Annotated in this window: 22 protein-coding genes and 7 tRNA genes; 27 read left to right on the forward strand and 2 right to left on the reverse strand. The window is 56.1% G+C overall.

Features of this window, described 5'->3' with window-relative positions; translation table 11 throughout:
- The first annotated feature begins 5 nt into the window (after window positions 1-5).
- The 9 genes from ACA373_RS10520 (at window position 6) to ACA373_RS10560 (ending at window position 3608) form a co-directional block, all read left to right on the forward strand.
- Complete coding sequence (locus tag ACA373_RS10520; RefSeq protein ID WP_253461076.1) at window positions 6-758, forward strand: HAD-IIA family hydrolase; 753 nt, start codon at window positions 6-8, stop codon at window positions 756-758.
- Window positions 759-1042: 284 nt separating this feature from the next.
- Entirely contained in the window at window positions 1043-2710 is a 1668-nt protein-coding gene (asnB, locus tag ACA373_RS10525; RefSeq protein WP_253454905.1) for an asparagine synthase B, read from the forward strand.
- A 207-nt stretch (window positions 2711-2917) separates the two neighbouring features.
- A tRNA-Met gene (locus tag ACA373_RS10530) sits at window positions 2918-2994 on the forward strand.
- A 12-nt stretch (window positions 2995-3006) separates the two neighbouring features.
- Window positions 3007-3091 (forward strand) — tRNA-Leu (locus tag ACA373_RS10535).
- A gap of 19 nt (window positions 3092-3110) precedes the next feature.
- Window positions 3111-3185 (forward strand) — tRNA-Gln (locus tag ACA373_RS10540).
- A 37-nt stretch (window positions 3186-3222) separates the two neighbouring features.
- Window positions 3223-3297, forward strand: a tRNA-Gln gene (locus ACA373_RS10545).
- 36 nt (window positions 3298-3333) lie between these two features.
- Window positions 3334-3410, forward strand: a tRNA-Met gene (locus tag ACA373_RS10550).
- A 7-nt stretch (window positions 3411-3417) separates the two neighbouring features.
- Window positions 3418-3492 (forward strand) — tRNA-Gln (locus ACA373_RS10555).
- A 41-nt stretch (window positions 3493-3533) separates the two neighbouring features.
- Window positions 3534-3608 (forward strand) — tRNA-Gln (locus tag ACA373_RS10560).
- A gap of 209 nt (window positions 3609-3817) precedes the next feature.
- Here the strand turns inward: ACA373_RS10560 and ubiF are convergent.
- On the reverse strand, window positions 3818-4996 hold the full coding sequence (gene ubiF / locus ACA373_RS10565; RefSeq protein ID WP_301729927.1) for a 3-demethoxyubiquinol 3-hydroxylase: 1179 nt from the start codon (window positions 4994-4996) through the stop codon (window positions 3818-3820).
- 163 nt (window positions 4997-5159) lie between these two features.
- Between ubiF and miaB the strand changes: the two genes are divergently transcribed.
- The 10 genes from miaB to ACA373_RS10615 all read left to right on the forward strand — a co-directional run bounded on the left by miaB (window position 5160) and on the right by ACA373_RS10615 (window position 14485).
- A complete protein-coding gene (gene miaB / locus ACA373_RS10570; protein ID WP_253454906.1) occupies window positions 5160-6584 on the forward strand; it encodes a tRNA (N6-isopentenyl adenosine(37)-C2)-methylthiotransferase MiaB in 1425 nt (474 codons plus the stop codon).
- A gap of 212 nt (window positions 6585-6796) precedes the next feature.
- Window positions 6797-7858: a PhoH family protein gene (locus ACA373_RS10575; protein WP_253454907.1), complete on the forward strand. Its 1062-nt coding sequence runs from the start codon at window positions 6797-6799 to the stop codon at window positions 7856-7858.
- Entirely contained in the window at window positions 7855-8325 is a 471-nt protein-coding gene (ybeY, locus tag ACA373_RS10580; RefSeq protein ID WP_301252594.1) for an rRNA maturation RNase YbeY, read from the forward strand. The genes ACA373_RS10575 and ybeY overlap by 4 nt, the downstream gene beginning before the upstream one ends.
- 67 nt (window positions 8326-8392) lie before the next feature.
- The gene (corC, locus tag ACA373_RS10585) at window positions 8393-9271 is read left to right on the forward strand and encodes a CNNM family magnesium/cobalt transport protein CorC (protein WP_125288572.1); all 879 of its coding nucleotides are present in this window, start codon (window positions 8393-8395) and stop codon (window positions 9269-9271) included.
- Window positions 9272-9278: 7 nt separating this feature from the next.
- Window positions 9279-10811 (forward strand): apolipoprotein N-acyltransferase, encoded by a 1533-nt coding sequence (gene lnt / locus ACA373_RS10590; protein WP_253454909.1) that lies wholly within the window; start codon window positions 9279-9281, stop codon window positions 10809-10811.
- 136 nt (window positions 10812-10947) lie between these two features.
- Complete coding sequence (locus tag ACA373_RS10595) at window positions 10948-11169, forward strand: hypothetical protein (RefSeq protein WP_253454910.1); 222 nt, start codon at window positions 10948-10950, stop codon at window positions 11167-11169.
- A 79-nt stretch (window positions 11170-11248) separates the two neighbouring features.
- Window positions 11249-12151: a glutamate/aspartate ABC transporter substrate-binding protein gene (locus tag ACA373_RS10600; protein ID WP_253454912.1), complete on the forward strand. Its 903-nt coding sequence runs from the start codon at window positions 11249-11251 to the stop codon at window positions 12149-12151.
- A gap of 190 nt (window positions 12152-12341) precedes the next feature.
- The gene (locus ACA373_RS10605; RefSeq protein ID WP_253454913.1) at window positions 12342-13082 is read left to right on the forward strand and encodes an amino acid ABC transporter permease; all 741 of its coding nucleotides are present in this window, start codon (window positions 12342-12344) and stop codon (window positions 13080-13082) included.
- Complete coding sequence (gltK, locus tag ACA373_RS10610) at window positions 13082-13759, forward strand: glutamate/aspartate ABC transporter permease GltK (protein WP_253454914.1); 678 nt, start codon at window positions 13082-13084, stop codon at window positions 13757-13759. Before ACA373_RS10605 ends, gltK begins: the two co-directional genes overlap by 1 nt.
- On the forward strand, window positions 13760-14485 hold the full coding sequence (locus ACA373_RS10615; RefSeq protein ID WP_253454915.1) for an amino acid ABC transporter ATP-binding protein: 726 nt from the start codon (window positions 13760-13762) through the stop codon (window positions 14483-14485). It abuts the gene before it with no gap.
- A gap of 104 nt (window positions 14486-14589) precedes the next feature.
- Here ACA373_RS10615 and ACA373_RS10620 read toward each other — a convergent pair whose 3' ends face one another.
- Window positions 14590-15072, reverse strand: coding sequence for a zinc ribbon-containing protein (locus ACA373_RS10620; protein WP_253454916.1), 483 nt, complete (start codon window positions 15070-15072; stop codon window positions 14590-14592).
- Between the two features lie 241 nt (window positions 15073-15313).
- Between ACA373_RS10620 and leuS the strand changes: the two genes are divergently transcribed.
- The 8 genes from leuS to mrdA all read left to right on the forward strand — a co-directional run bounded on the left by leuS (window position 15314) and on the right by mrdA (window position 23617).
- Window positions 15314-17896 (forward strand): leucine--tRNA ligase, encoded by a 2583-nt coding sequence (gene leuS / locus ACA373_RS10625; protein ID WP_370734486.1) that lies wholly within the window; start codon window positions 15314-15316, stop codon window positions 17894-17896.
- Window positions 17897-17910: 14 nt separating this feature from the next.
- Window positions 17911-18504 (forward strand): LPS assembly lipoprotein LptE, encoded by a 594-nt coding sequence (gene lptE / locus ACA373_RS10630; RefSeq protein WP_301252591.1) that lies wholly within the window; start codon window positions 17911-17913, stop codon window positions 18502-18504.
- Window positions 18501-19532 carry a DNA polymerase III subunit delta gene (gene holA, locus ACA373_RS10635; protein WP_253454919.1) on the forward strand — a complete coding sequence of 344 codons (1032 nt, stop codon included), beginning with the start codon at window positions 18501-18503 and terminating at the stop codon, window positions 19530-19532. The genes lptE and holA overlap by 4 nt, the downstream gene beginning before the upstream one ends.
- Window positions 19525-20184, forward strand: coding sequence for a nicotinate-nucleotide adenylyltransferase (gene nadD, locus ACA373_RS10640; RefSeq protein WP_253454920.1), 660 nt, complete (start codon window positions 19525-19527; stop codon window positions 20182-20184). The genes holA and nadD overlap by 8 nt, the downstream gene beginning before the upstream one ends.
- 161 nt (window positions 20185-20345) lie before the next feature.
- Window positions 20346-20495: a hypothetical protein gene (locus ACA373_RS10645; RefSeq protein ID WP_370734487.1), complete on the forward strand. Its 150-nt coding sequence runs from the start codon at window positions 20346-20348 to the stop codon at window positions 20493-20495.
- 397 nt (window positions 20496-20892) lie between these two features.
- The gene (gene rsfS / locus ACA373_RS10650; RefSeq protein ID WP_253454921.1) at window positions 20893-21210 is read left to right on the forward strand and encodes a ribosome silencing factor; all 318 of its coding nucleotides are present in this window, start codon (window positions 20893-20895) and stop codon (window positions 21208-21210) included.
- Between the two features lie 3 nt (window positions 21211-21213).
- Entirely contained in the window at window positions 21214-21684 is a 471-nt protein-coding gene (gene rlmH, locus ACA373_RS10655) for a 23S rRNA (pseudouridine(1915)-N(3))-methyltransferase RlmH (protein WP_253454922.1), read from the forward strand.
- A gap of 28 nt (window positions 21685-21712) precedes the next feature.
- Complete coding sequence (gene mrdA / locus ACA373_RS10660; RefSeq protein ID WP_253454923.1) at window positions 21713-23617, forward strand: peptidoglycan DD-transpeptidase MrdA; 1905 nt, start codon at window positions 21713-21715, stop codon at window positions 23615-23617.
- The last annotated feature ends 2 nt before the right edge of the window (window positions 23618-23619 follow it).

Genomic DNA, 23619 nt, shown 5'->3' on the forward strand with positions numbered 1-23619 from the left:
AAAAAATAGCTATCAAAAACGTCATCTGCGATATCGACGGCGTTTTGATGCACGATAATACCGCCGTACCCGGCGCTAACGATTTCCTGCAGCGCATCCTGGCTAAAGGGATGCCGCTGGTGGTGCTGACCAACTACCCTTCGCAAACCGCGCTGGATCTGGCTAACCGCTTCTCTTCGGCGGGCATCGATCTGCCGGAAAGCGTGTTTTATACCTCAGCGATGGCTACCGCCGATTTTTTACGCCGTCAGGAAGGCAAGAAAGCCTATGTGGTTGGCGAAGGGGCGCTGGTGCATGAGCTTTATAAAGCCGGTTTTACCATTACCGACATCAATCCCGATTTTGTTATCGTGGGCGAAACGCGCTCGTTTAACTGGGATATGATGCATAAGGCCGCCTATTTCGTGGCGAACGGCGCGCGCTTTATCGCAACTAACCCCGATACGCACGCCCGTGGCTTTGTACCGGCGTGTGGCGCGCTGTGCGCGGGTATTGAAAAAATATCCGGCCGGACGCCTTTTTACGTGGGTAAACCCAGCCCGTGGATTATGCGCGCGGCGCTGAACAAGATGCAGGCGCACTCCGAAGAGACGGTGATCGTCGGCGATAATCTGCGTACCGATATTCTGGCTGGTTTCCAGGCCGGTCTGGAAACTATTCTGGTGCTGTCCGGCGTTTCCACCCTGAGCGATATTGACGCCATGCCTTTCCGACCCAGCTGGGTATTCCCGTCGGTCGCGGACATCGACATTCTCTGAATCGCCAGCCCGGCCAACGCGCCGGGCTTTTTTATCCGCCTCGCCTGCCTGTTTTTTGACCGCTTTTTGATGTTTATTATCGATTACGCAAAAAATAACGCCATATATTGCATAATCATCAAACTTAAGCGCGATGCAACAGGCCATTTATCAGAAAACAGCTAAAAGGCTTGCACACTCTCTCAATCTGGCGCATTTTCTTATCTATCGGGCGAAGAAGTCGCCGTTAACTATGCTTTTTTTCATCAATATCACCGTTGCGGTTTGTCGTTAGGGAGTTAGCTATGTGTTCTATTTTTGGCGTGTTGGATCTCAAAAGCGATCCGGTTGAACTGCGTAAGAAAGCGCTGGAGCTTTCTCGTCTTATGCGTCATCGCGGCCCGGACTGGTCAGGCGTTTATGCAGGTGACAACGCGATTCTGGCCCACGAGCGTCTCTCTATTGTGGACGTCAACAACGGCGCGCAGCCTCTCTACAACGCAGCCCACACCCACGTGCTGGCGGTAAACGGTGAGATCTATAACCATCAGGCGCTGCGTGCAGAGCTGAGTGACCGCTACGAGTTTCAGACCGAATCGGATTGTGAAGTTATTCTTGCGCTTTATCAGGAAAAAGGCGTCGATTTTCTGGACGACCTGCAGGGCATGTTCGCCTTTATCCTCTATGACAGCGTAAAAAACACTTACCTGGTTGGCCGCGATCATATCGGCATCATTCCGCTGTATATGGGTAACGACGAACACGGCAACCTGTTTGTTGCTTCAGAAATGAAGGCGCTGGTGCCGGTCTGTAAATCAATTAAAGAATTCCCACCGGGAAGCTACCTTTCCAGCACCGATGGCGAGATCCGCCGCTACTGGCAGCGCGACTGGTTCAGCTATGAGGCGGTAGAGCACAACAAAACTGACGCGACGGCGCTGAAAGATGCGCTGGAAGAGGCCGTGAAAAGCCATCTGATGTCCGATGTGCCTTATGGCGTGCTGCTTTCCGGCGGCCTGGACTCCTCTATTATTTCCGCTGTGACCAAAAAATTCGCGGCCAAGCGTATCGAAGATCAGGACAAGAGCGAAGCATGGTGGCCACAGCTGCACTCCTTCGCGGTAGGTCTGGAAGGATCGCCGGATCTGAAAGCGGCGAAATCCGTCGCCGACCATCTGGGTACGGTGCACCATGAGATCCACTTTACCGTGCAGGAAGGCCTGGATGCGATCCGCGACGTTATCTATCACATCGAAACTTATGATGTGACTACTATTCGCGCCTCCACGCCGATGTATCTGATGTCGCGTAAAATTAAAGCGATGGGCATCAAGATGGTGCTGTCCGGCGAAGGCGCCGATGAAGTCTTTGGCGGCTATCTTTATTTCCATAAGGCCCCCAACGCTAAAGAGTTTCACGAAGAGAACGTGCGTAAGCTGCTGGCGCTGCATATGTTCGACTGCGCTCGCGCCAACAAGGCGATGTCGGCATGGGGCGTGGAGGCACGCGTGCCTTTCCTGGATAAAAAATTCCTCGACGTGGCGATGCGCATCAACCCGGCGGACAAAATGTGCGGCACGAACGGCAAAATGGAAAAGCATATCCTGCGTGAATGCTTCTCTTCTTATCTGCCGGAAAGCGTGGCGTGGCGTCAAAAAGAGCAGTTCTCCGACGGCGTAGGCTACAGCTGGATTGATACGCTGAAAGAAGTCGCGGCGAAACAGGTCAGCGACCAGCAGCTGCAAACGGCGCATTTCCGCTTCCCGTACAACACGCCGACCTCAAAAGAAGGCTATCTGTATCGGGAAATTTTTGAAGAGCTGTTTCCGGTTCCCAGCGCGGCTGAATGCGTGCCGGGCGGTCCATCCGTCGCCTGTTCTTCGGCAAAAGCAATTGAATGGGACGAAGCGTTCAAAACCATGGACGATCCTTCCGGTCGTGCGGTAGGCGTTCATCAGTCCGCCTATAAATAACTTACGGCTTTTATTCACAAATCGGGCCGCCAGCGGCCCGTAATTGTTTAAAAAAACGCTGACTTTGCTGAATTAGTCGCCATACTGGTTATAAGCCAGACAAACGAATCATTTCAGCGAAAAAACGGGAAAAAACTTGTTGACGCTTTCAGGCCAACTTAGCATAATGCGCCCCGCAACGCCGATGAAGGTAACGCGAAAAAAGATGGCTACTTAGCTCAGCTGGTTAGAGCACAGCACTCATAATGCTGGGGTCACAGGTTCGATTCCCGTAGTAGCCACCATCTTTTTTTTTAGCGGGAGTGGCGAAATTGGTAGACGCACCAGATTTAGGTTCTGGCGCCGCAAGGTGTGCGAGTTCAAGTCTCGCCTCCCGCACCATTTCGAAGCATTGCACGGATGGGGTATCGCCAAGCGGTAAGGCACCGGTTTTTGATACCGGCATTCCCTGGTTCGAATCCAGGTACCCCAGCCAGTTTGTTCTGATGGTTTTGTGACTTGTGTACGGACATTGGGATATCGCCAAGCGGTAAGGCACCGGTTTTTGATACCGGCATTCCCTGGTTCGAATCCAGGTATCCCAGCCAGTCAGGATGTAGTATAGTTGTAACGCAGTAAAATTAGGCTACTTAGCTCAGCTGGTTAGAGCACAGCACTCATAATGCTGGGGTCACAGGTTCGATTCCCGTAGTAGCCACCAATTTTATTGGGGTGTCGCCAAGCGGTAAGGCACTGGTTTCTGATACCAGCATTCCGGGGTTCGAATCCCTGCACCCCAGCCATAAAAAAGACGATCTGCCCAAGCGGATCGCACCCAAAAAATTGGGGTGTCGCCAAGCGGTAAGGCACTGGTTTCTGATACCAGCATTCCGGGGTTCGAATCCCTGCACCCCAGCCAATAAGTAAAGAAGCCCGCGCAAGCGGGCTTTTTTACGTCTGCGATCTTTCCTCACAACCGCTTTGCGATGCGCATACAACGCGTAAATCGCTCTTTATCCGCAGCAACAGCTAAAAAAGCCGCCGAACGCCGCAAATAATAAGGTCCTGTCGGACCTTAAGCTTAAAGAAACCTCTTGCGCTTCATACCCGTGCGCTGCGTCTTAAAACCTATAATCCCAACGCGTAGCGCAACGCCTGCCGCTTCAGCACGCCCGACCTCTCCGCCGCCATCAGGCCCAGATTACGCAAAATACGTAGAGGCGCCGCCTGCGTACTGAAGGCGAAATAGAAGAGATCCATGCCGCTCTGCATCAGCAGATTATCCGTATGGCGTGAGCGCTGGTAGCGCAGCAGTACTCTTTCCGACGCCCAGTCTTCGGCCCGCTCACGTGAGGCGGTCAGCGTATCAATCAGCGCGTCCACGTCGCGATAGCCTAAATTCACGCCCTGCCCCGCCAGCGGATTAATGGTGTGTGCAGCGTCGCCTACCAGTGCCAGCCCCGGCAGCACGTAGCGGGTAGCATGTCGGCGCACCAGCGGAAAGGATCCTGCCGCTACCGGCGTCACTTTGCCTAACCGCGCCGGGAAATGCGTTTTGATCTCTTCCGCCAGCTGCGCCATGCTCATAGCCTGTAGCTGACGAATCCTCGCCGGGCTGTCGTACCACACCAGCGACGCCCAGCCGTTAAACAGCGGCAAGAAAGCTCTTGGCCCCGTTGGCGTAAAGTGTTGCCAGGTACAGTCGCCGGCGTCGTGCTCGCAGCGCACGCTGATCAGCATACAGGCCTGCGCATAGTTCCAGCCGCGAATGCCAATGCCTGCCAGCTGGCGTACCTGTGAACTGGCGCCGTCGGCGCCCACTACCAGCCTGGCGTGAAGCTTTTCGCCGTCCGCCAGCGTCAATGCCCAGCCGCCATTACAGGCCTGCAGCGTTTGCAACCGCGCAGGCGTTTTCAACGCGACTTCCTGCTGCTGGAGCCGCTGCCAGAGCGCTCGTTGCAGTACGCTGTTCTCCACCATAAAACCCAGCTCCGGCAGGCCCAGCGAAGCGGCGTCAAAACCAACCTGCGCCGTCTGCCACTCCCATGTCTCCAGCTTGCGGTAAGGCGCGCTGCGCATTGCCTGAACGCGAGGCCAGACCTCCAGCTGCTTCAACAGGTCAACCGAAGAGGCGCCCAGCGCGGAAATGCGGATATCCGGATCGCTCTCGGCCACGAATTCAGCCGGCTCCTGCTTTTCCAATACCGTTACCTGAAAGCCCTGCGCCGCCAGTCCGCTGGCCAGCGCCGCGCCTACCATCCCGCCGCCCACGATAGCGACATCCCATTTTTGCGTTGTTTCTGTCATCATATTTTCCTGTCCAGTGGACGTCCGACGGGCTAATTCTGTTACCCTAAGTGTACCGGATTTTTAGCGGCTGTTGAGAAAACGGCGCGGTGCTGGTCACCACAGCAGCAAAGCTTTACAATACGCGCCCTGCATTCTCTCCTGCATGATAAATGGCAACCAGATGACGAAAAAACTTTATATCAAAACCTGGGGCTGTCAGATGAATGAGTATGACTCATCCAAAATGGCTGACCTGTTAAACAGCACCCACGGCTATTCCCTGACGGAAGTGGCGGAAGAGGCGGATGTGCTGCTGCTCAACACCTGTTCCATTCGTGAAAAGGCCCAGGAAAAAGTTTTCCATCAGCTTGGGCGTTGGAAAACGCTGAAGGATCGCAATCCCGATGTGGTCATCGGCGTGGGCGGCTGCGTGGCGTCGCAGGAAGGCGAACATATTCGCCAGCGTGCGCATTTCGTCGATATCGTTTTCGGCCCGCAGACGCTGCATCGCCTGCCGGAAATGATCAATACCGTGCGCGGCTCCAAAAGCCCGATTGTTGATATCAGCTTCCCGGAGATTGAAAAATTTGACCGCCTGCCGGAACCCAAAGCAGACGGCCCGACGGCCTTCGTTTCTATTATGGAAGGCTGCAATAAATATTGTACTTTCTGCGTGGTGCCTTATACCCGCGGTGAGGAAGTCAGCCGTCCATGCGACGATATTCTGTTTGAAATCGCCCAGCTGGCGGCGCAGGGCGTGCGTGAAGTCAATCTGCTGGGTCAGAACGTCAATGCCTATCGCGGCGAAACCTTTGACGGCGAAGTTTGCACCTTTGCCGACCTGCTGCGCCTGGTGGCGGCGATTGACGGCATCGACCGCATTCGCTTCACCACCAGCCATCCGATTGAGTTCACGGACGATATCATTGAAGTCTACCGCGACACGCCGGAGCTGGTCAGCTTCCTGCATCTGCCCGTCCAGAGCGGCGCAGACCGTATTCTGACGCTGATGAAGCGCGCCCATACCGCGCTGGAATATAAAGCGATTATTCGCAAGCTGCGCGCGGCGCGACCGGACATTCAGATCAGCTCGGATTTCATTATCGGCTTCCCTGGCGAAACCCAGCAGGATTTTGAGCAGACCATGAAGCTGATCGGCGAGGTCAATTTCGACACCAGCTACAGCTTTATTTATTCTGCCCGTCCGGGTACGCCTGCCGCCGATCTGCCGGACGACGTGCCGGAAGAAGAGAAGAAGCAGCGTCTGTGGATCCTCCAGGATCGCATTAACCAGCAGGCGATGGCATGGAGCCGCCGGATGCTGGGCACCGTTCAGCGTATCCTGGTGGAAGGCACCTCGCGTAAGAACGTGATGGAGCTGTCCGGCCGCACGGAAAACAACCGCGTGGTGAACTTTGAAGGCACGCCAGAGATGATCGGCAAGTTTGTGGATGTTGAGATCGTCGATGTCTATACCAATTCGCTGCGCGGCAAAGTCGTGCGCACCGAAGAGGAAATGGGCCTGCGCACTATTGAATCCCCGGCTTCCGTGATTGCGCGCACGCGCAAGGAAAACGAGCTGGGCGTTGGCCTGTTCCAGCCCTGATCCCACCGAATTTTTGCGGCGAATTTCACAGGTTCGCCGCCTGAAAACGCGTACGCGGCTTGCTTTCTGCGCACTGTGCCCAAATATCTTCACCTGCGCTTGCGCATTAGGGCGCAGCCATAAATAATTCCCTTATGGTCACGGCGTTACCGGCGTGACCAGCCTGTAAAAAGCCATCCTCAACCTGGCCCTGAGCGACCCAAAGGATTAGTTTGAATATTGAAACACGCGAAATCACTTTAGATCCTGCTGATAATCATCGTCTGCTGAGCCTGTGCGGCCCGTTCGACGACAATATCAAGCAGCTGGAACGCCGGTTAGGCATTGAGATTAATCGTCGCGATAACGCCTTTAAGCTGACGGGCAAATCACTGATTGTCGACGCCGCCGTTCGTATTCTGCGCGACCTTTATGTCGATACGGCTCCCGTACGCGGCAATATCCCGGATATCGATCCCGAGCAGATCCATCTGGCGATCAAAGAGAGCCGGGTGCTGGAACAGTCGGCGGAGAGCGTGCCGGAATATGGCAAAGCGGTCACCATCAAGACCAAACGCGGCGTCATCAAACCGCGTACGCCTAACCAGGCGCAGTACGTGGCAAATATGCTCGATCACGATATCACTTTTGGTGTCGGCCCGGCCGGTACCGGGAAAACTTACCTGGCGGTAGCCGCGGCGGTAGACGCGCTGGAGCGTCAGGAAGTGCGCCGTATCCTGCTGACGCGTCCGGCGGTGGAAGCTGGCGAAAAGCTGGGCTTTCTGCCCGGCGATCTGAGCCAGAAGGTCGATCCTTACCTGCGTCCGCTGTATGACGCCCTGTTTGAAATGCTGGGCTTCGAGCGCGTGGAAAAGCTGATTGAGCGCAACGTGATTGAAGTCGCGCCGCTGGCCTATATGCGCGGCCGCACGCTGAACGACGCCTTTATCATTCTGGATGAAAGTCAGAACACCACTATCGAACAGATGAAGATGTTCCTGACCCGCATCGGCTTCAACTCCAAAGCGGTCATCACCGGCGACGTCACACAGATTGACCTGCCGCGCAACCTGAAATCGGGCCTGCGCCACGCGATTGAAGTGCTGGCCGACGTGGAAGAGATCAGCTTTAACTTCTTCCACAGCGAGGACGTTGTGCGTCACCCGGTGGTCGCCCGCGTGGTTATCGCCTATGAAGCCTGGGAAGCCGCCGACCAGAAGCGCCGTGACGCGCTGGCCGAAGAACGTAAACGCGAGGCGCTGGCGCTGCAGCAGGCCGCGCAGGAGCAGAAATGAGTACCGTAATACTGGATTTACAGCTGGCGTGCGAACAGCCGGAAGGTTTACCGGCCGAAGCGGATTTTCAGCGCTGGCTGGAAGCGGTGCTGCCGCAGTTTCAGGAAGAAAGCGAAGTAACGATCCGCGTGGTGGATGAGGCAGAAAGCCGCGAGCTGAACCACACCTATCGCAGCAAGGACAAACCCACTAACGTGCTGTCGTTTCCTTTTGAAGCGCCGCCGGGCATTGAGCTGCCGCTGCTGGGCGACCTGATCATCTGTCGCCAGGTGGTGGAGCAGGAAGCGGCAGAGCAGGAAAAACCGCTGCTGGCGCACTGGGCGCATATGGTCATTCACGGCAGCCTGCATCTGCTGGGCTATGATCATATCGAAGATGACGAAGCCGAAGAGATGGAGGCGATCGAGACCGAGATAATGCTTGCTCTTGGTTATGCCGACCCGTACATTTCGGAGAAAGAGTTCTAAACCGCGTCCCTTCCCCACCGGAAGGGACACCCTTAATCTCAGCAAGAGTGACAGAAACAAAAACGCCATGAGCGATGACCATTCACAGAACAACGACAGTCCCAGTAGCAAAAAGGGATTTTTCACCCTTATCCTCAACCAGCTGTTTCACGGTGAGCCTAAAAACCGCGACGATCTGCTGGAGCTAATCCGCGATTCCGAGCAGAACGAGCTGATAGACCAGGATACCCGCGACATGCTTGAAGGGGTCATGGATATCGCTGAACAGCGCGTGCGTGACATTATGATCCCGCGCTCGCAGATGGTGACGCTGAAGCGTAACCAGTCGCTCGACGAGTGCCTGGATACCATTATCGAATCCGCCCACTCGCGCTTTCCGGTTATCAGCGAAGATAAGGATCATGTCGAAGGCATTCTGATGGCGAAAGATTTGCTGCCTTTTATGAGTAGCGAATCCGCCCCGTTCAGCATCGAAAAAGTGCTGCGTCCGGCCGTAGTGGTGCCGGAGAGCAAGCGCGTCGACCGGATGCTGAAAGAGTTTCGCTCGCAGCGCTACCATATGGCGATTGTGATTGATGAGTTCGGCGGCGTATCCGGTCTGGTCACCATTGAAGATATTCTGGAGCTGATCGTCGGCGAAATCGAAGACGAATATGATGACGAGGAAGATCGCGATATTCGTCAGCTGAGCCGTCATACCTACACCATCCGCGCCCTGACGCCGATTGAAGATTTCAACGAGGTCTTTGAAACGCACTTCAGCGATGAGGAAGTGGATACTATCGGCGGGCTGGTGATGCAGGCGTTCGGGCATCTGCCCGCGCGCGGCGAAAGCATCGAAATTGAAGGCTATCAGTTCAAGGTCGCCATGGCCGACAGCCGCCGTATTATTCAGGTGCACGTCAAAATTCCGGAAAACGCGACGCAACCGATACTGGAAGAATAATTTCCCTATGGCTATTGCCTCTTTATACCAGCGCCAGCGGGTTCGCCTGCTTTTAGCGCTGCTGACGGGTGCCGCTGGCACCCTGGCGTTTTCGCCTTATGATTTCTGGCCCGCCGCGCTGGTTTCGCTTTGCGGCCTGCTGGCGCTGACCCTTAACCGCTCGACGCGCCAGGCAACCGCTATCGGTTTCGTCTGGGGTTTCGGCCTGTTCGGCAGCGGCGTTAACTGGGTCTATGTCAGTATCGCCACGTTTGGCGGCATGCCTGGCCCGGTCAACGTTTTTCTGGTGATCCTGCTGGCGGCTTACCTTGCGCTCTACACCATGCTGTTTGCCGCTCTGCTGAACCGGCTGTTCCCCAAAACCTCGCTGACGCGGCTGGCGCTGGCCGCGCCCGTACTGTGGCAAATCACCGAGTTTCTGCGCGGCTGGGTGCTCACTGGCTTCCCGTGGCTGCAATTTGGCTACAGCCAGATTGACGGGCCGCTAAAAGGGCTGGGGCCGCTGACGGGCGTGGAGGGCATTACCTTTGTCCTGACCATCGTCGCCGGGCTGGTGGTCTTTGCTGCGGCAAAACGCAGCTGGATAGCGGCCGTCGGCGCGCTGGCGCTGCTGCTGCTGCCCTGGCCGCTGCGCATGATTAGCTGGTATCAGCCGCAGCCCGGACGCACGGTAAATGTCGCGCTGGTGCAGGGCAACATTCCTCAGTCGCTGAAATGGGATCCCAACCAGCTTATCAACACGCTGAAAACCTATACAGCGCTGACGCGGCCTTACGTTAATAAGACGCCGCTGATTATCTGGCCGGAGTCGGCTATTCCCGATCTGGAAACCAATCAGCAGCCTTTCCTGCAAACCATAGACCGCGAGCTGCGTTCCCAAGGCAGCAGCCTGATCACCGGTATTGTCGATTCGCGACTGGAAAATAATCGCTATCACGATTACAACTCGATCATTGTGCTGGGTGATAAACAGCCCTACAGCTACGAGAGCGGCAGCCGCTACCAGAAAAACCATCTGGTGCCATTTGGCGAATTCGTGCCGCTGGAGGCGTTATTGCGTCCGCTGGCGCCCTTTTTCGATCTGCCAATGTCTTCGTTTAGCCGTGGCGCCTATCGCCAGCCGCAGCTCCAGGCGGGCGGCTATAAGCTGACGGCGGCAATCTGCTATGAAATCGTGCTGGGCCAGCAGCTGCGGGATAATTTCCGTCCCGATACCGATTTTCTGCTGACTATCTCTAACGATGCCTGGTTCGGTCATTCCATTGGGCCGTGGCAGCATTTCCAGATGGCGCGGATGCGCGCGCTGGAGCTGGGCCGACCGCTGCTGCGCGATACCAACAACGGCGTGACGGCGGTAATTGATGCGGACGGCAGCGCGGAAGAGATGATCCCGCAATTTGTTCCGGATGTACTGGCAACCGGCGTTACGCCAACCCGTGGACTTACGCCGTACGCGCGTTTCGGCAACTGGACGGTATGGATTGTGACAGCGCTGTTTGCTGCGGCCGCCCTGTTTACCGGCCGGCGGAACAGACGCTGATAGTTAAAGCGCAGGGCGTTTTGCCGGCTCCCTGCGCTTTATTTCCTCCATGCCTTTCACATCCCGTTTTTCTGCTTTCTTCCGAACCTTTCCCGCGTAAAAACCACTCACAACAAAGCCATACGGAAAATCTGGCATGGCGATTGCAATTTATTTCCCGACTACGCTGAAAACGTCAGCGACAGCGACCGGCTGGCCGGAAATGCACCATAACTGCTCGTCCTCTGCGCCACCAGCGGGCAGCCCTTCAGGCAATGCATTATTTTGGTGCGGCACGCTTCGCAAAACCGAAACTTTATTGTTTCATACCGTTAACATTCAGCTATGTTATGGCTATCCGGCGCGGCCCTGGCGCTGAAAATACAACAATAAACGGTTACAAACACAACATCACAATCGGCGCACCGTTATGGCGCTTTACAACGAAGGAGTTGGAGATGAAATTTCGGAAAACTGGGCTGTGCCTGCTGGCACTGGCTGGCCTGTCCTCCGCCGTGGCTCACGCAGCTGATGCCCCGCAAAGCACGCTGGACAAAATTGCCAAAAACGGCGTTATCGTCGTCGGCCATCGTGAGTCTTCCGTTCCTTTTTCTTACTATGACAACCAGCAAAAAGTCGTCGGCTATTCGCAGGATTATTCCAACGCCATCGTGGCGGCGATCAAAGCCAAACTGAACAAGCCCGATCTGCAGGTGAAAATGCTGCCGATCACCTCGCAAAACCGTATCCCGCTGCTGCAAAACGGCACCTATGATTTTGAGTGCGGCTCTACCACTAATAACGCGGAACGTCAGCAACAGGCGGCCTTCTCCAATACCGTCTTTGTTATCGGCACCCGTTTGCTGGTGAAAAAAGGCAGTCCGATTAAGGATTTCCCGGATTTGAAAGGCAAAACCGTGGTGGTCACTTCCGGCACTACCTCTGAGATCCTGCTGCACAAGCTGAACGACGAGAAGAAGCTGGAGATGCGTATCATCAGCGCTAAAGATCACGGCGACTCGTTCCGTACGCTGGAAAGCGGCCGTGCCGTCGCCTTTATGATGGACGATGCGCTGCTGGCAGGCGAACGCGCCAAGGCCAAAAAACCGGATAACTGGGAAATCGTAGGCACGCCGCAGTCGAAAGAAGCCTACGGCTGTATGTTGCGCAAAGGCGATACCGCCTTTAAACAGCTGATGGATGAAACCATCGCTAAAGCGCAGACGTCAGGCGAGGCGACAAAATGGTTCGACAAATGGTTTACCCAGCCTATTCCGCCTAAAAACCTGAATATGAACTTTGCGCTCTCTGAAGATATGAAAGCCACGTTCAAAACACCGAATGATAAGGCGCTGAATTAATAACAAAAATAAGGGCGGCGTGCCGCCTTTGATTGTTGAACACGGGCAAGGACAGACAGCGGCCTGATAAGTTCGGTACCAACAAGCCGACAGTCAGGCTGACGTTTGCCGCGGTCGTTCCCCACGGTAAACACGCCTCTCATCAATCTTCAGGGTAGCGCTGCTACCCTTTTTTCTACCGGAGTGACTTATGTCTATTGATTGGAACTGGGGCATTTTCCTGCAGCAGGCCCCGTTCGGTAATACCACCTATCTGGGATGGCTGTGGTCCGGCTTTCAGGTCACCATCGCCGTCTCCGTCTGCGCCTGGATCATCGCCCTCTGTGTCGGATCGCTGTTCGGTATTTTGCGTACCGTACCCAACCGCTGGCTTTCCGCTCTTGGCACCTGCTACGTGGAGCTGTTCCGCAACGTGCCGCTGATCGTACAGTTTTTTATCTGGTATCTGGTGGTGCCGGAGCTGCTGCCGGAAAGCGTCGGCATGTGGTTTAAGTCAGAGCTGGATCCCAATATCCAGTTTTTCACCTGTTCTGTACTCTGCCTGGGCCTGTTCACCGCCGCTCGCGTCTGCGAACAGGTGCGCGCTGCCATTCAGTCGCTGCCGCGCGGTCAGAAGAATGCCGGCCTGGCAATGGGATTGACGCTGCCGCAAACCTACCGCTACGTGCTGCTGCCCAACGCCTACCGGGTAATTGTGCCGCCGATGACCTCGGAAATGCTGAACCTGGTAAAAAACTCCGCTATCGCCTCAACCATCGGGCTGGTCGATATGGCGGCACAGGCGGGTAAACTGCTGGATTATTCCGCGCACGCTTATGAATCCTTTACCGCAATCACCGTGGCCTACATCGCCATTAACGTCGTAATCATGCTGCTGATGAGCCTGGTCGAACGCAAAGTGCGCCTGCCCGGCGGCATGGGAGGCAAATAATGTACGAGTTTGACTGGAGCACCATTGTTCCCAATCTGCCCTACCTGATTAACGGCATGATTATCACGCTGAAAATCACCGCTATCGCCGTGGTGTTCGGCATTATCTGGGGCACGCTGCTGGCCGTGATGCGGCTGTCGAGATTTAAGCTCGTCAGCTGGTTCGCCAAACTGTACGTTAACCTGTTCCGCTCCGTCCCGCTGGTGATGGTGCTGCTCTGGTTTTACCTGGTGGTGCCCAGCTTTTTACAGCAGGTGCTGGGGATCTCCCCTAAAACCGATATCCGGCTGATCTCCGCAATGGTCGCCTTCGCCTTGTTTGAAGCCGCCTACTATTCGGAAATTATCCGCGCGGGCATTTTGAGTATCGCGGGCGGTCAGGGCAAGGCCGCGCTGGCGCTGGGCATGACGCAGTGGCAGGCGATGCAGCTGATTATTCTGCCGCAGGCGTTTCGCGCCATGGTGCCGCTGCTGCTGACTCAGGGCATCGTGCTGTTTCAGGATACTTCGCTGGTGTACGTCCTCAGCCTTGCCGACTTCTTCCGCACCGCCGACACTATCGGCATCAATAACGGCACCGAGATCGAGATGGTGCTGTTTGCCGGCGCGGTTTACTTTGTTATCAGCCTTAGCGCTTCGCTTTTGGTCAGCTATCTGAAGAAAAAAAGGACGGTTTAAATGATTACCCTGAAAAACGTTTCTAAGTGGTATGGTCACTTTCAGGTACTGACCGACTGCTCTACCGAAGTTAAAAAAGGTGAAGTGGTCGTGGTCTGCGGCCCTTCCGGCTCCGGCAAATCGACGCTGATCAAAACGGTCAACGGTCTTGAACCCGTTCAGCAAGGCAGCATCGCCGTCAACGGCACGGCGGTGACGGAGAAGAAAACTAATCTGGCGCAGCTGCGCGCGAAGGTCGGCATGGTTTTCCAGCATTTTGAGCTTTTCCCGCATCTGACGATTGTGGAAAACCTGACGCTGGCGCAGGTTAAAGTGCTCAGGCGTAATAAAGAAGAGGCGCGTCAGAAAGGCCTGAAGCTGCTGGAGCGCGTAGGGCTGTCTGCGCACGCCAATAAACATCCCGGTCAGCTTTCCGGCGGTCAGCAGCAGCGCGTGGCTATCGCCCGGGCGCTCTGTATGGATCCCGTCGCGATGCTGTTTGATGAACCCACTTCCGCGCTGGATCCGGAAATGATCAACGAAGTGTTGGATGTAATGGTCGAGCTGGCGAACGAAGGCATGACCATGATGGTGGTGACGCACGAGATGGGCTTTGCCCGCAAAGTGGCGAACCGGGTGATCTTTATGGATGAGGGCAAAATTATTGAGGATTCGCCGAAAGACGATTTCTTTAATAATCCCAGCTCCGATCGTGCGAAAGATTTCTTAGCCAAAATTCTGCACTAGTCCCTGAGCCAGCGCGGGCAGTAAAAAGGCCCGGCGCTTTAAATGGAATTCGACCCAGGATCTGCCGCGCGGGCAGTAAAGCAGCCCGCGCGTTTACCTGCTGCTCAGGGTTCAAAAGCCTGACGCTGAAACTGATCGTTGCCGCATTCCGGACAGCGCGTCAGCGTTTCCGGCGTATAGATAGCTCGGGTAAACTGGCATTTTTCGCAGACCAGATTGCCCAACCCGACCACCTCGCCGCTCTGATAAACGCCGTGATGATTTAAATCCTGGAAAACCTCGCGCCACTCCAGCTGGCTCTTGTCGGTGATATCCGCCAGTTCTTTCCAGACGCTTTCCCGAATAACCCGCATAAAAACGCTGTCGCCGCTGTCCGCCTGATTTTCCGTATAGCTGCGGGCGAACTCTTCCAGATCGCGGCGCACGGCGCGGGTAACGTCGTCAATCTGACTGCGCGTCAGTTCGCCGCGATTATTCATGCGCTGCCGGGCGGCCTCCACCAAAGCATCAATATCATGCTCGCCTTTATTAATTCTCTCGGTCAGAGAGGAAACCAGTTCACGATAATACTGAGCAACCTTGTTCATTTTATCTCCTGAGCGTGCCGATATATGCTTCATTCAGTTTAGCGCTAAACGGATTATTGCAGCGGGACGGCGGTGAAATTTGCCTGCCATCTTCCAGCTTGCAGAGAAATGCCCGTTGTCGGGGCGGTTACTGTTGTTGCGCCGGGGGCGGATCAGCTATGCTATGCGGATCTGAACGAACATTAAGCCCGGCGCGACTCACCAGGTGCCCGGCGCTATTTACAAAGGACCACTGGCTGCCATGCAAGAGCAATATCGCCCGGAAGAGATAGAATCCCGTGTTCAACAGCACTGGGACGAGAAGCAAACCTTTAAAGTCACCGAAGAGGAAGGCAAAGAGAAGTACTACTGCCTCTCCATGCTGCCCTATCCTTCTGGTCGCCTACATATGGGCCACGTGCGTAACTACACCATCGGCGACGTGATCTCCCGCTATCAGCGCATGTTGGGCAAAAACGTGCTGCAGCCTATCGGCTGGGATGCGTTTGGCCTGCCTGCCGAAGGCGCCGCGGTAAAAAACAACACCGCGCCAGCGCCGTGGACCTACGACAATATCGCCTATATGAAGAACCAGCTTAAGCTGCTGGGCTTTGGCTATGACTGGAGCCGCGAACTGGCGACCTGCCAGCCGGAATACTATCGCTGGGAGCAGTGGTTCTTCACCAAACTGTATGAAAAAGGCCTGGTCTACAAAAAGACCTCCGCCGTTAACTGGTGCCCGAACGACCAGACCGTGCTGGCTAACGAACAGGTTATCGACGGCTGCTGCTGGCGCTGCGACAGCAAGGTCGAGCGTAAAGAGATCCCGCAGTGGTTTATCAAAATCACCGCCTATGCCGACGAGCTGTTAAACGATCTGGACACGCTGGAAAGCTGGCCTGAGCAGGTCAAAACCATGCAGCGCAACTGGATTGGCCGCTCCGAAGGCGTGGAAATCACCTTTGACGTCAAGGACAGTGAAGAGAAGCTGACCGTCTATACCACGCGTCCGGATACCTTTATGGGCGTGACCTATCTGGGTGTTGCTGCCGGTCATCCGCTGGCCATCCAGGCCGCAATGAACAACCCCGTGCTGGCGGATTTCATCGCTGAATGCCGCAACACCAAAGTCGCCGAAGCAGAAATGGCGACAATGGAGAAAAAAGGCATGGCGACCGGTCTGTTCGCCACGCATCCGCTGACCGGCGAACAGCTGCCGGTGTGGGTCGCCAACTTCGTGCTGATGGAATACGGCACCGGCGCGGTGATGGCCGTTCCGGGCCACGATCAGCGTGACTGGGAGTTTGCCACCAAATACGATCTGCCGGTGAAGCCGGTTATCCTCAATGCGGACGGCAGCGAGCCGGATCTGAGCGCGGCAGCGATGACCGAAAAAGGCACGCTGTTCAACTCCGGCGAATTCGACGGCCTCTCCTATGAAGATGGCTTTAACGCCATCGCCACCCGCCTGGCGGAGAAAGGCGTGGGTGAGCGCAAGGTCAATTACCGCCTGCGCGACTGGGGCGTTTCCCGTCAGCGCTACTGGGGCGCGCCAATCCCTATGGTAACGCTGGAGGACGGCACGGTTATGCCGACGCCGGAAGATCAGCTGCCGGTGATCCTGCCGGAAGATGTCACCATGGACGGCATCACAAGCCCGATTAAAGCCGATCCCGAGTGGGCAAAAACCACCGTCAACGGCCGGCCGGCGCTGCGTGAAACCGACACCTTCGACACCTTCATGGAGTCATCCTGGTACTACGCGCGCTATACCTGCCCGGATTTCGACAAAGGGATGCTGGATCCGGCTGCGGCCAACTACTGGCTGCCGGTCGATCAGTATGTAGGCGGCATCGAGCACGCGATCATGCACCTGCTTTACTTCCGCTTCTTCCACAAGCTGCTGCGCGACGCCGGCCTGGTCAGCTCCAATGAGCCAGCCAAACGCCTGCTCTGCCAGGGCATGGTGCTGGCTGACGCCTTCTACTGGCTGGGCGCCAATGGCGAGCGCAACTGGGTATCGCCGGTTGACGTAACCGTCGAGCGCGACGAAAAAGGCCGCATCGTGAAGGCCACCGACGAAGCGGGCCACGAGCTGGTGTACGCGGGCATGAGCAAAATGTCCAAGTCGAAAAACAACGGTATCGATCCACAGGTGATGGTCGAGCGCTACGGCGCGGATACCGTGCGTCTGTTTATGATGTTCGCCTCTCCGGCCGAAATGACGCTGGAATGGCAGGAGTCCGGCGTGGAAGGCGCTAACCGCTTCCTGAAGCGCGTGTGGAAGCTGGTCTTTGAACATACTGCGAAAGGCCCGGCTGGCGCGCTCGACCTGAACAGCCTTAATGAAGATCAGAAGTCGCTGCGTCGCGATCTGCACAAAACCATCGCTAAAGTCTCGGACGATATTGGCCGTCGCCAGACCTTTAACACCGCCATCGCCGCCATTATGGAGCTGATGAACAAACTGGCGCGCGCGCCGCAGGAAGAGCCGCAGGATCGGGCGCTGATGCATGAAGCGCTGCTGGCCGTCGTGCGTATGCTCTATCCTTTCACCCCGCACGCCTGCTTCACCCTGTGGGAAGCGCTGGGCGGCGAAGGCGAAGTGGATAATGCGCCGTGGCCGCAGGCTGACGACGCCGCAATGGTAGAGGATTCTCTGCTGGTGGTGGTGCAGGTAAATGGCAAGGTTCGCGGCAAGATCACCGTTCCGGCGGATGCGACTCAGGAGCAGGTGCAGGCGCGTGCCGCACAAGAGCATCTGGTCGCAAAATATCTTGATGGCGTGACTATTCGTAAAGTGATTTACGTTCAGGGCAAGCTGCTTAACCTGGTCGTGGGTTAATGTCAGGAGGAAGCGTGCGACAGATTATCTCTTTGCTTATCGCCGGGCTGGTGTTGCTTACCGCCGGCTGTGGCTATCACCTGCGCGGAACCACGTCGGTTCCGCACGAAATGAAAACCATGATCGTGGATACGGGCGATCCGTACGGGCCGCTGGCGCGTGCCGTTCGTGAGCAGCTGCGTCTTAACAACGTAACCGTGCTGGAAAAACCGGGCCTGCGCAAAGACGTGCCGTCGCTGCGTCTGGGGACGGAAACTCAGGGACGCGACACCGCGTCTATTTTCCAGGATGGTAAAACCGCCGAGTACTCGCTGGTGATGACCGTTAACGCGCAGGTATTGATCCCGAATAAAGGCATCTATCCGCTGAGCGCCACGGTTTATCGCTCCTTCTTTGATAACCCGCTGGCGGCGCTGGCGAAAGATTCCGAGCAGGACATCATCATCAGTGAAATGCGCGTGCAGGCTGCCCAGCAGCTGGTGCGTAAGCTGCTGACCGTCCACGCGGCGGAAAACGACAGCTCCGTCAATACGCTGGGGAATTCACCGCCTGCGATTGACCAGACTTCATCGCGCGCTGTTTTACCAGATAGCTCTTACGCCAGATGATCAGGATCTATCCTGAACAGCTTGTCGCGCAGCTCCGTGAGGGGCTGCGCGCCTGCTATATTCTGAGCGGTAATGAACCGCTGCTGCTGCAGGAGGCGCAGGATGCCGTACGAGCCAGCGCCCAGCAGCAGGGCTTCACCGAACATTTCAGCGTCGCGGTCGATCAACAGACCGACTGGGACGCCATCTATTCAACCTGTCAGGCGCTCAGCCTGTTCGCCAGCCGCCAGACGCTGCTTTTATCGCTGCCGGAAAACGGCCCGAATGCCGCGATAGCGGAAAAGCTGCTGACGCTGTCCACGCTGCTGCACGAGGATATTCTGCTGCTGCTGCGCGCGCCTAAACTGACCAAAGCTCAGGAAAACAGCGCGTGGTTTAAAGCGCTCAGCGTCAACGCGGTTATCGTGCCCTGTCAGACGCCCGAGCAGGCTCAGCTGCCTCGCTGGGTAAACGCGCGCGCGAAAAGCATGCGGCTGACGGTGGACGATGCAGCCGTGCAGCTGCTCTGCTACTGCTACGAAGGCAATCTGCTGGCGCTGTCGCAGGCGCTGGAACGCCTTTCGCTGCTCTGGCCGGACGGCAAATTAACGCTGCCCAGAGTGGAACAGGCGGTTAATGACGCCGCCCATTTTACGCCCTTTCACTGGGTGGATGCGCTGCTGGCCGGCAAAAGCAAGCGGGCGCAGCATATTTTGCGCCAGCTTAAAGCGGAAGAGAGCGAGCCGGTGATCCTGCTGCGCACGCTGCAAAGAGAGCTGCTGACATTGCTGACGCTACAGCGGCAAATGCAGCAGGCGCCGCTGCGCACGCTGTTTGACCAGCATCGCGTCTGGCAGAACCGTCGCCCGCTGTTTACGGAGGCCCTGCAGCGGCTGACGGCGAAACAGCTGGCGCAGGCGGTGAGGCTGCTGACGCGTATCGAACTGACGATCAAGCAGGATTATGGTCAGGCTGTCTGGCGCGAGCTGGAAACGCTGTCGCTGCTGCTCTGCACCACTGCTTTTCCCGAGACCTTCTGCGATGACTGAACCGGCCACGCTCCAGGCGCTGTTTGGCGGCACCTTCGATCCTGTCCACTACGGCCATCTTCGCCCGGTGGAAACGCTGGCCGCCCGGCTTGGCCTGCAAAAGATTACCCTGTTGCCCAACAACGTGCCGCCCCATCGCCCTCAGCCGGAAGCCTCTCCGGCCCAGCGCGTAAAAATGCTTTCTCTGGCTATCGCTAATAATTCACTTTTTGATATCGACCAGCGCGAATTACAGCGTCAGACTCCCTCGTGGACGATTGATACATTAATTGAGCTTCGCCGGGAGCGTGGAGAACAGCAGCCGCTGGGGTTTATTATCGGTCAGGATTCCCTGCTGACGCTGCATAAATGGCATCGCTGGCAGGAGCTGCTGGATTATTGCCATCTGCTGGTTTGTAAACGTCCCGGCTATGCCGAAAACATGGCCACGCCGGAACAGCAGCACTGGCTTGACACGCACCGCACAGAAGATATTTCGCGGCTGCATCATTTTCCCGCCGGATCGGTTTTTCTTGCTGATACGTTGCTGCTGCCGATTTCCGCTACCGAGATCCGGCAACGCCGCCGCGCCGGCCTTTCCTGCGACGGGATGCTGCCAGAGGCAGTGATTAACTGGATAAACCAGCAAAATCTTTATCCGGCACAAAAATAATTATTTCGTTCATAACGCTGCTTTATATCCCTTAAATAAAGCAGCGGATTTTGTACGAAGCTGATTCAGCCTTTTTACAGAATGCCTTTCCTTTTTTATCAAGCCTTTACTTTTAGCAAAACTTGTCCTTCTTATAAGCGCATTGGATTAAAGCGGCTGGCATGGTGCCTGGTTTCGGCGTAACGGCGCAGGTCATCAACGGTCGTGTCGAGTGCGGCGGCAGCGCCCTGCCCATCTACCGGGAAATGAACTGGGATTACAACGCAAAAAATCCGGGCGGCAAAAGCTACGCCTGTAAGCGGGTAGGTTAGCAAACGCCTTATAGCGCCTTCAAAAAAGGCGACTATACCGAATGCGTTAAAACGCATTTTCCCGCCCTGGTGATAACCGATAAATAACCGTTAACGGCATAAAGCTACAACTTCGTTAACACAGGCGGAAGAGCCGTTGCGCGCTTGCGCTTTTTTCTTTCTGTCGACGGCCGTACCTCTGCGGCCGTCATCTCTTCTCCGGGGCAACTATCGGCCCGGCAGCCATTGACTCTCAGCCGGGGGCTGTTATTCTCCGCTGCCATGTTTTTTACCCGGCGGCTACACAAGCTCACAATTATTCGACTCAGGAACGTGGATCTTCCGCGCCGACGTGGGATAATAGCGCTTCCGCCTGGCGGACAGACATCTCATTCAACCGTATTCAGAGGGGAACCTTTTGCAAGGTCAAGCACTCCAGGAATTCGTCATCGATAAAATTGACGATTTGAAAGGCCAGGATATTGTCACTGTTAACGTACAGGGCAAATCCAGTATCACCGACTGCATGATTATCTGTACCGGTACCTCAACGCGCCATGTCGCCTCTATCGCCGATCACGTGGTGCAGGAATCGCGCGCGGCGGGGCTGAAGCCGCTGGGCGTTGACGGCAAAGCCGCCGCCGAGTGGGTGGTGGTCGATCTGGGCGATGTGATCGTCCACGTGATGCAGGAAGAGAGCCGTCGTCTCTACGAACTCGAAAAGCTCTGGAGCTAATCCGTGAAGCTGCAGCTGGTTGCCGTCGGCACGAAAATGCCTGACTGGGTGCAAACCGGATTTATGGAATACCTGCGCCGTTTTCCCAAGGATATGCCGTTTGAGCTGACTGAAGTGCCGGCCGGCAAACGCGGGAAGAACGCCGACATCAAACGCATTCTGGAAAAGGAAGGCGAAATGATGCTGGCGGCGGTGGGCAAAGGCAACCGCATCGTGACGCTGGATATTCCGGGGCAGCCGTGGGAAACGCCGCAGCTGGCGACGCAGCTGGAGCGCTGGAAGCAGGACGGCCGCGACGTCAGCCTGCTGATCGGCGGCCCGGAAGGCCTGGCGCCCGCCTGCAAGGCTGCCGCCGAGCAGAGCTGGTCGCTCTCCACGCTGACGCTGCCTCACCCTTTGGTGCGCGTGCTGGTGGCGGAAAGCCTTTATCGGGCATGGAGTATTACCACTAATCACCCTTACCATCGCGAATAGCCCTTAACTGGACAGATTAACGCAGCGGATGAAATTACAACGTAACGCCTTTCGTGACTATACCGCCGAGCAGACGCTGTTTGTTCGGCGGGCAATGATCGCTTTTTTCGGCATCTTACTGCTTTCCGGCATCCTGGTAGCTAATCTCTATCATCTGCAAATTATCCGCTACACCGATTACAGTACCCGCTCCAACGAAAACCGCATCAAGCTGGTGCCTGTCGCGCCAAGCCGCGGCATTATTTACGATCGTAACGGTACGCCGCTGGCGCTGAACCGCACTATCTATCAGATTGAGCTGGTGCCCGAGAAGGTCGAAAACCTCGAAAAAACGCTGCTGGCGCTGCGCCCGGTGGTCGACCTGACCGATGAAGATATCGTCGCCTTTGAAAAAGAGCGCAAGCGTTCGCGCCGCTTTACCTCTATTCCGGTAAAAACCGGGCTGAATGAGGTGCAGGTCGCACGTTTCGCGGTGAATCAATACGCTTTTCCCGGCGTGGAAGTCAAAGGCTACCAGCGCCGCTACTATCCTTACGGCTCAGCCCTCACCCACGTGCTGGGCTATGTTTCCAAGATCAACGATCGCGACGTTGAGCGACTGGATAAAGAAGGCAAATGGCCTAACTACGCGGCCACGCACGATATCGGCAAGCTGGGCATAGAGCGCTACTACGAGGATATGCTGCACGGCAAAACCGGCTATGAAGAGGTCGAGGTCAATAACCGTGGCCGTGTGATCCGCCAGCTACACGAACAGTCGCCGCAGGCGGGTCAGGATATCTGGCTGACTATCGATCTCAAGCTGCAACAGTATATCGAAACGCTGCTGGCGGGCAGCCGCGCCGCCGTGGTGGTAACCGATCCGCGCAGCGGCGAAATCCTGGCGATGGTTTCCATGCCCAGCTACGATCCGAACCTGTTTGTCGACGGCATCAGCAGCAAAGATTACAACAAGCTGCTGAAGGATCCGAACCGCCCGTTGATTAACCGTACGACTCAGGGCGCCTATCCGCCAGCCTCCACGGTAAAACCCTATATTGCCGTTTCGGCGCTTTCCGCCGGCGTAATCAATAAAAACACCAGCCTGTTCGATCCGGGATGGTGGCAGCTGCCCGGCTCTGAAAAACGCTTCCGCGACTGGAAGCACTGGGGCCACGGCCACCTTAACGTCACCAAATCGCTGGAAGAATCCGCCGATACCTTCTTCTATCAGGTCGCCTACGATATGGGCATCGACCGGCTTTCCGAATGGATGGGTAAATTTGGCTACGGCCATCTTTCCGGTATCGATCTGGTGGAAGAAACCGCCGGCAACATGCCGACCCGCGAATGGAAAATGAAGCGCTTTAAAAAACCCTGGTATCAGGGCGACACCATTCCGGTAGGTATCGGCCAGGGCTACTGGACGGCCACGCCGGTGCAGATGAACAAAGCGATGATGATCCTGATTAACGACGGCATCGTGCGTACGCCGCATCTGATGATGGCCAACAAGGTGAATAACGTTACCGTGCCGTGGAAGCAGCCGGCGATCCCGCCGGTCGCCGATATTCATTCCGGCTACTGGGAAATCGCCAAGGACGGCATGTATGGCGTAGCCAACCGACCTAACGGCACGGCGCGCAAAAGTTTTTCCGACGCGCCTTATAAAATCGCTGCCAAGTCAGGAACGGCGCAGGTATTCGGCCTGAAAGAGAACGAAACCTATAACGCCCATAAAATTTCCGAACTGCTGCGCGACCATAAGCTGATGACCGCTTTTGCGCCTTACGATCATCCTCGGGTAGCGGTGGCGATGATCCTGGAAAACGGCGGCGCGGGGCCAGCGGTCGGCACCATTATGCGGCAAATTCTCGACCATATTATGCTCGGGGACAACAATACCAACCTGCCAGACGCCGCTCCGGTGCCGTCTGGCTATGAAGGCGAATAACC

Source organism: Erwinia sp. STN24, from assembly GCF_041320675.1.
Classification (GTDB): domain Bacteria; phylum Pseudomonadota; class Gammaproteobacteria; order Enterobacterales; family Enterobacteriaceae; genus Erwinia; species Erwinia aeris.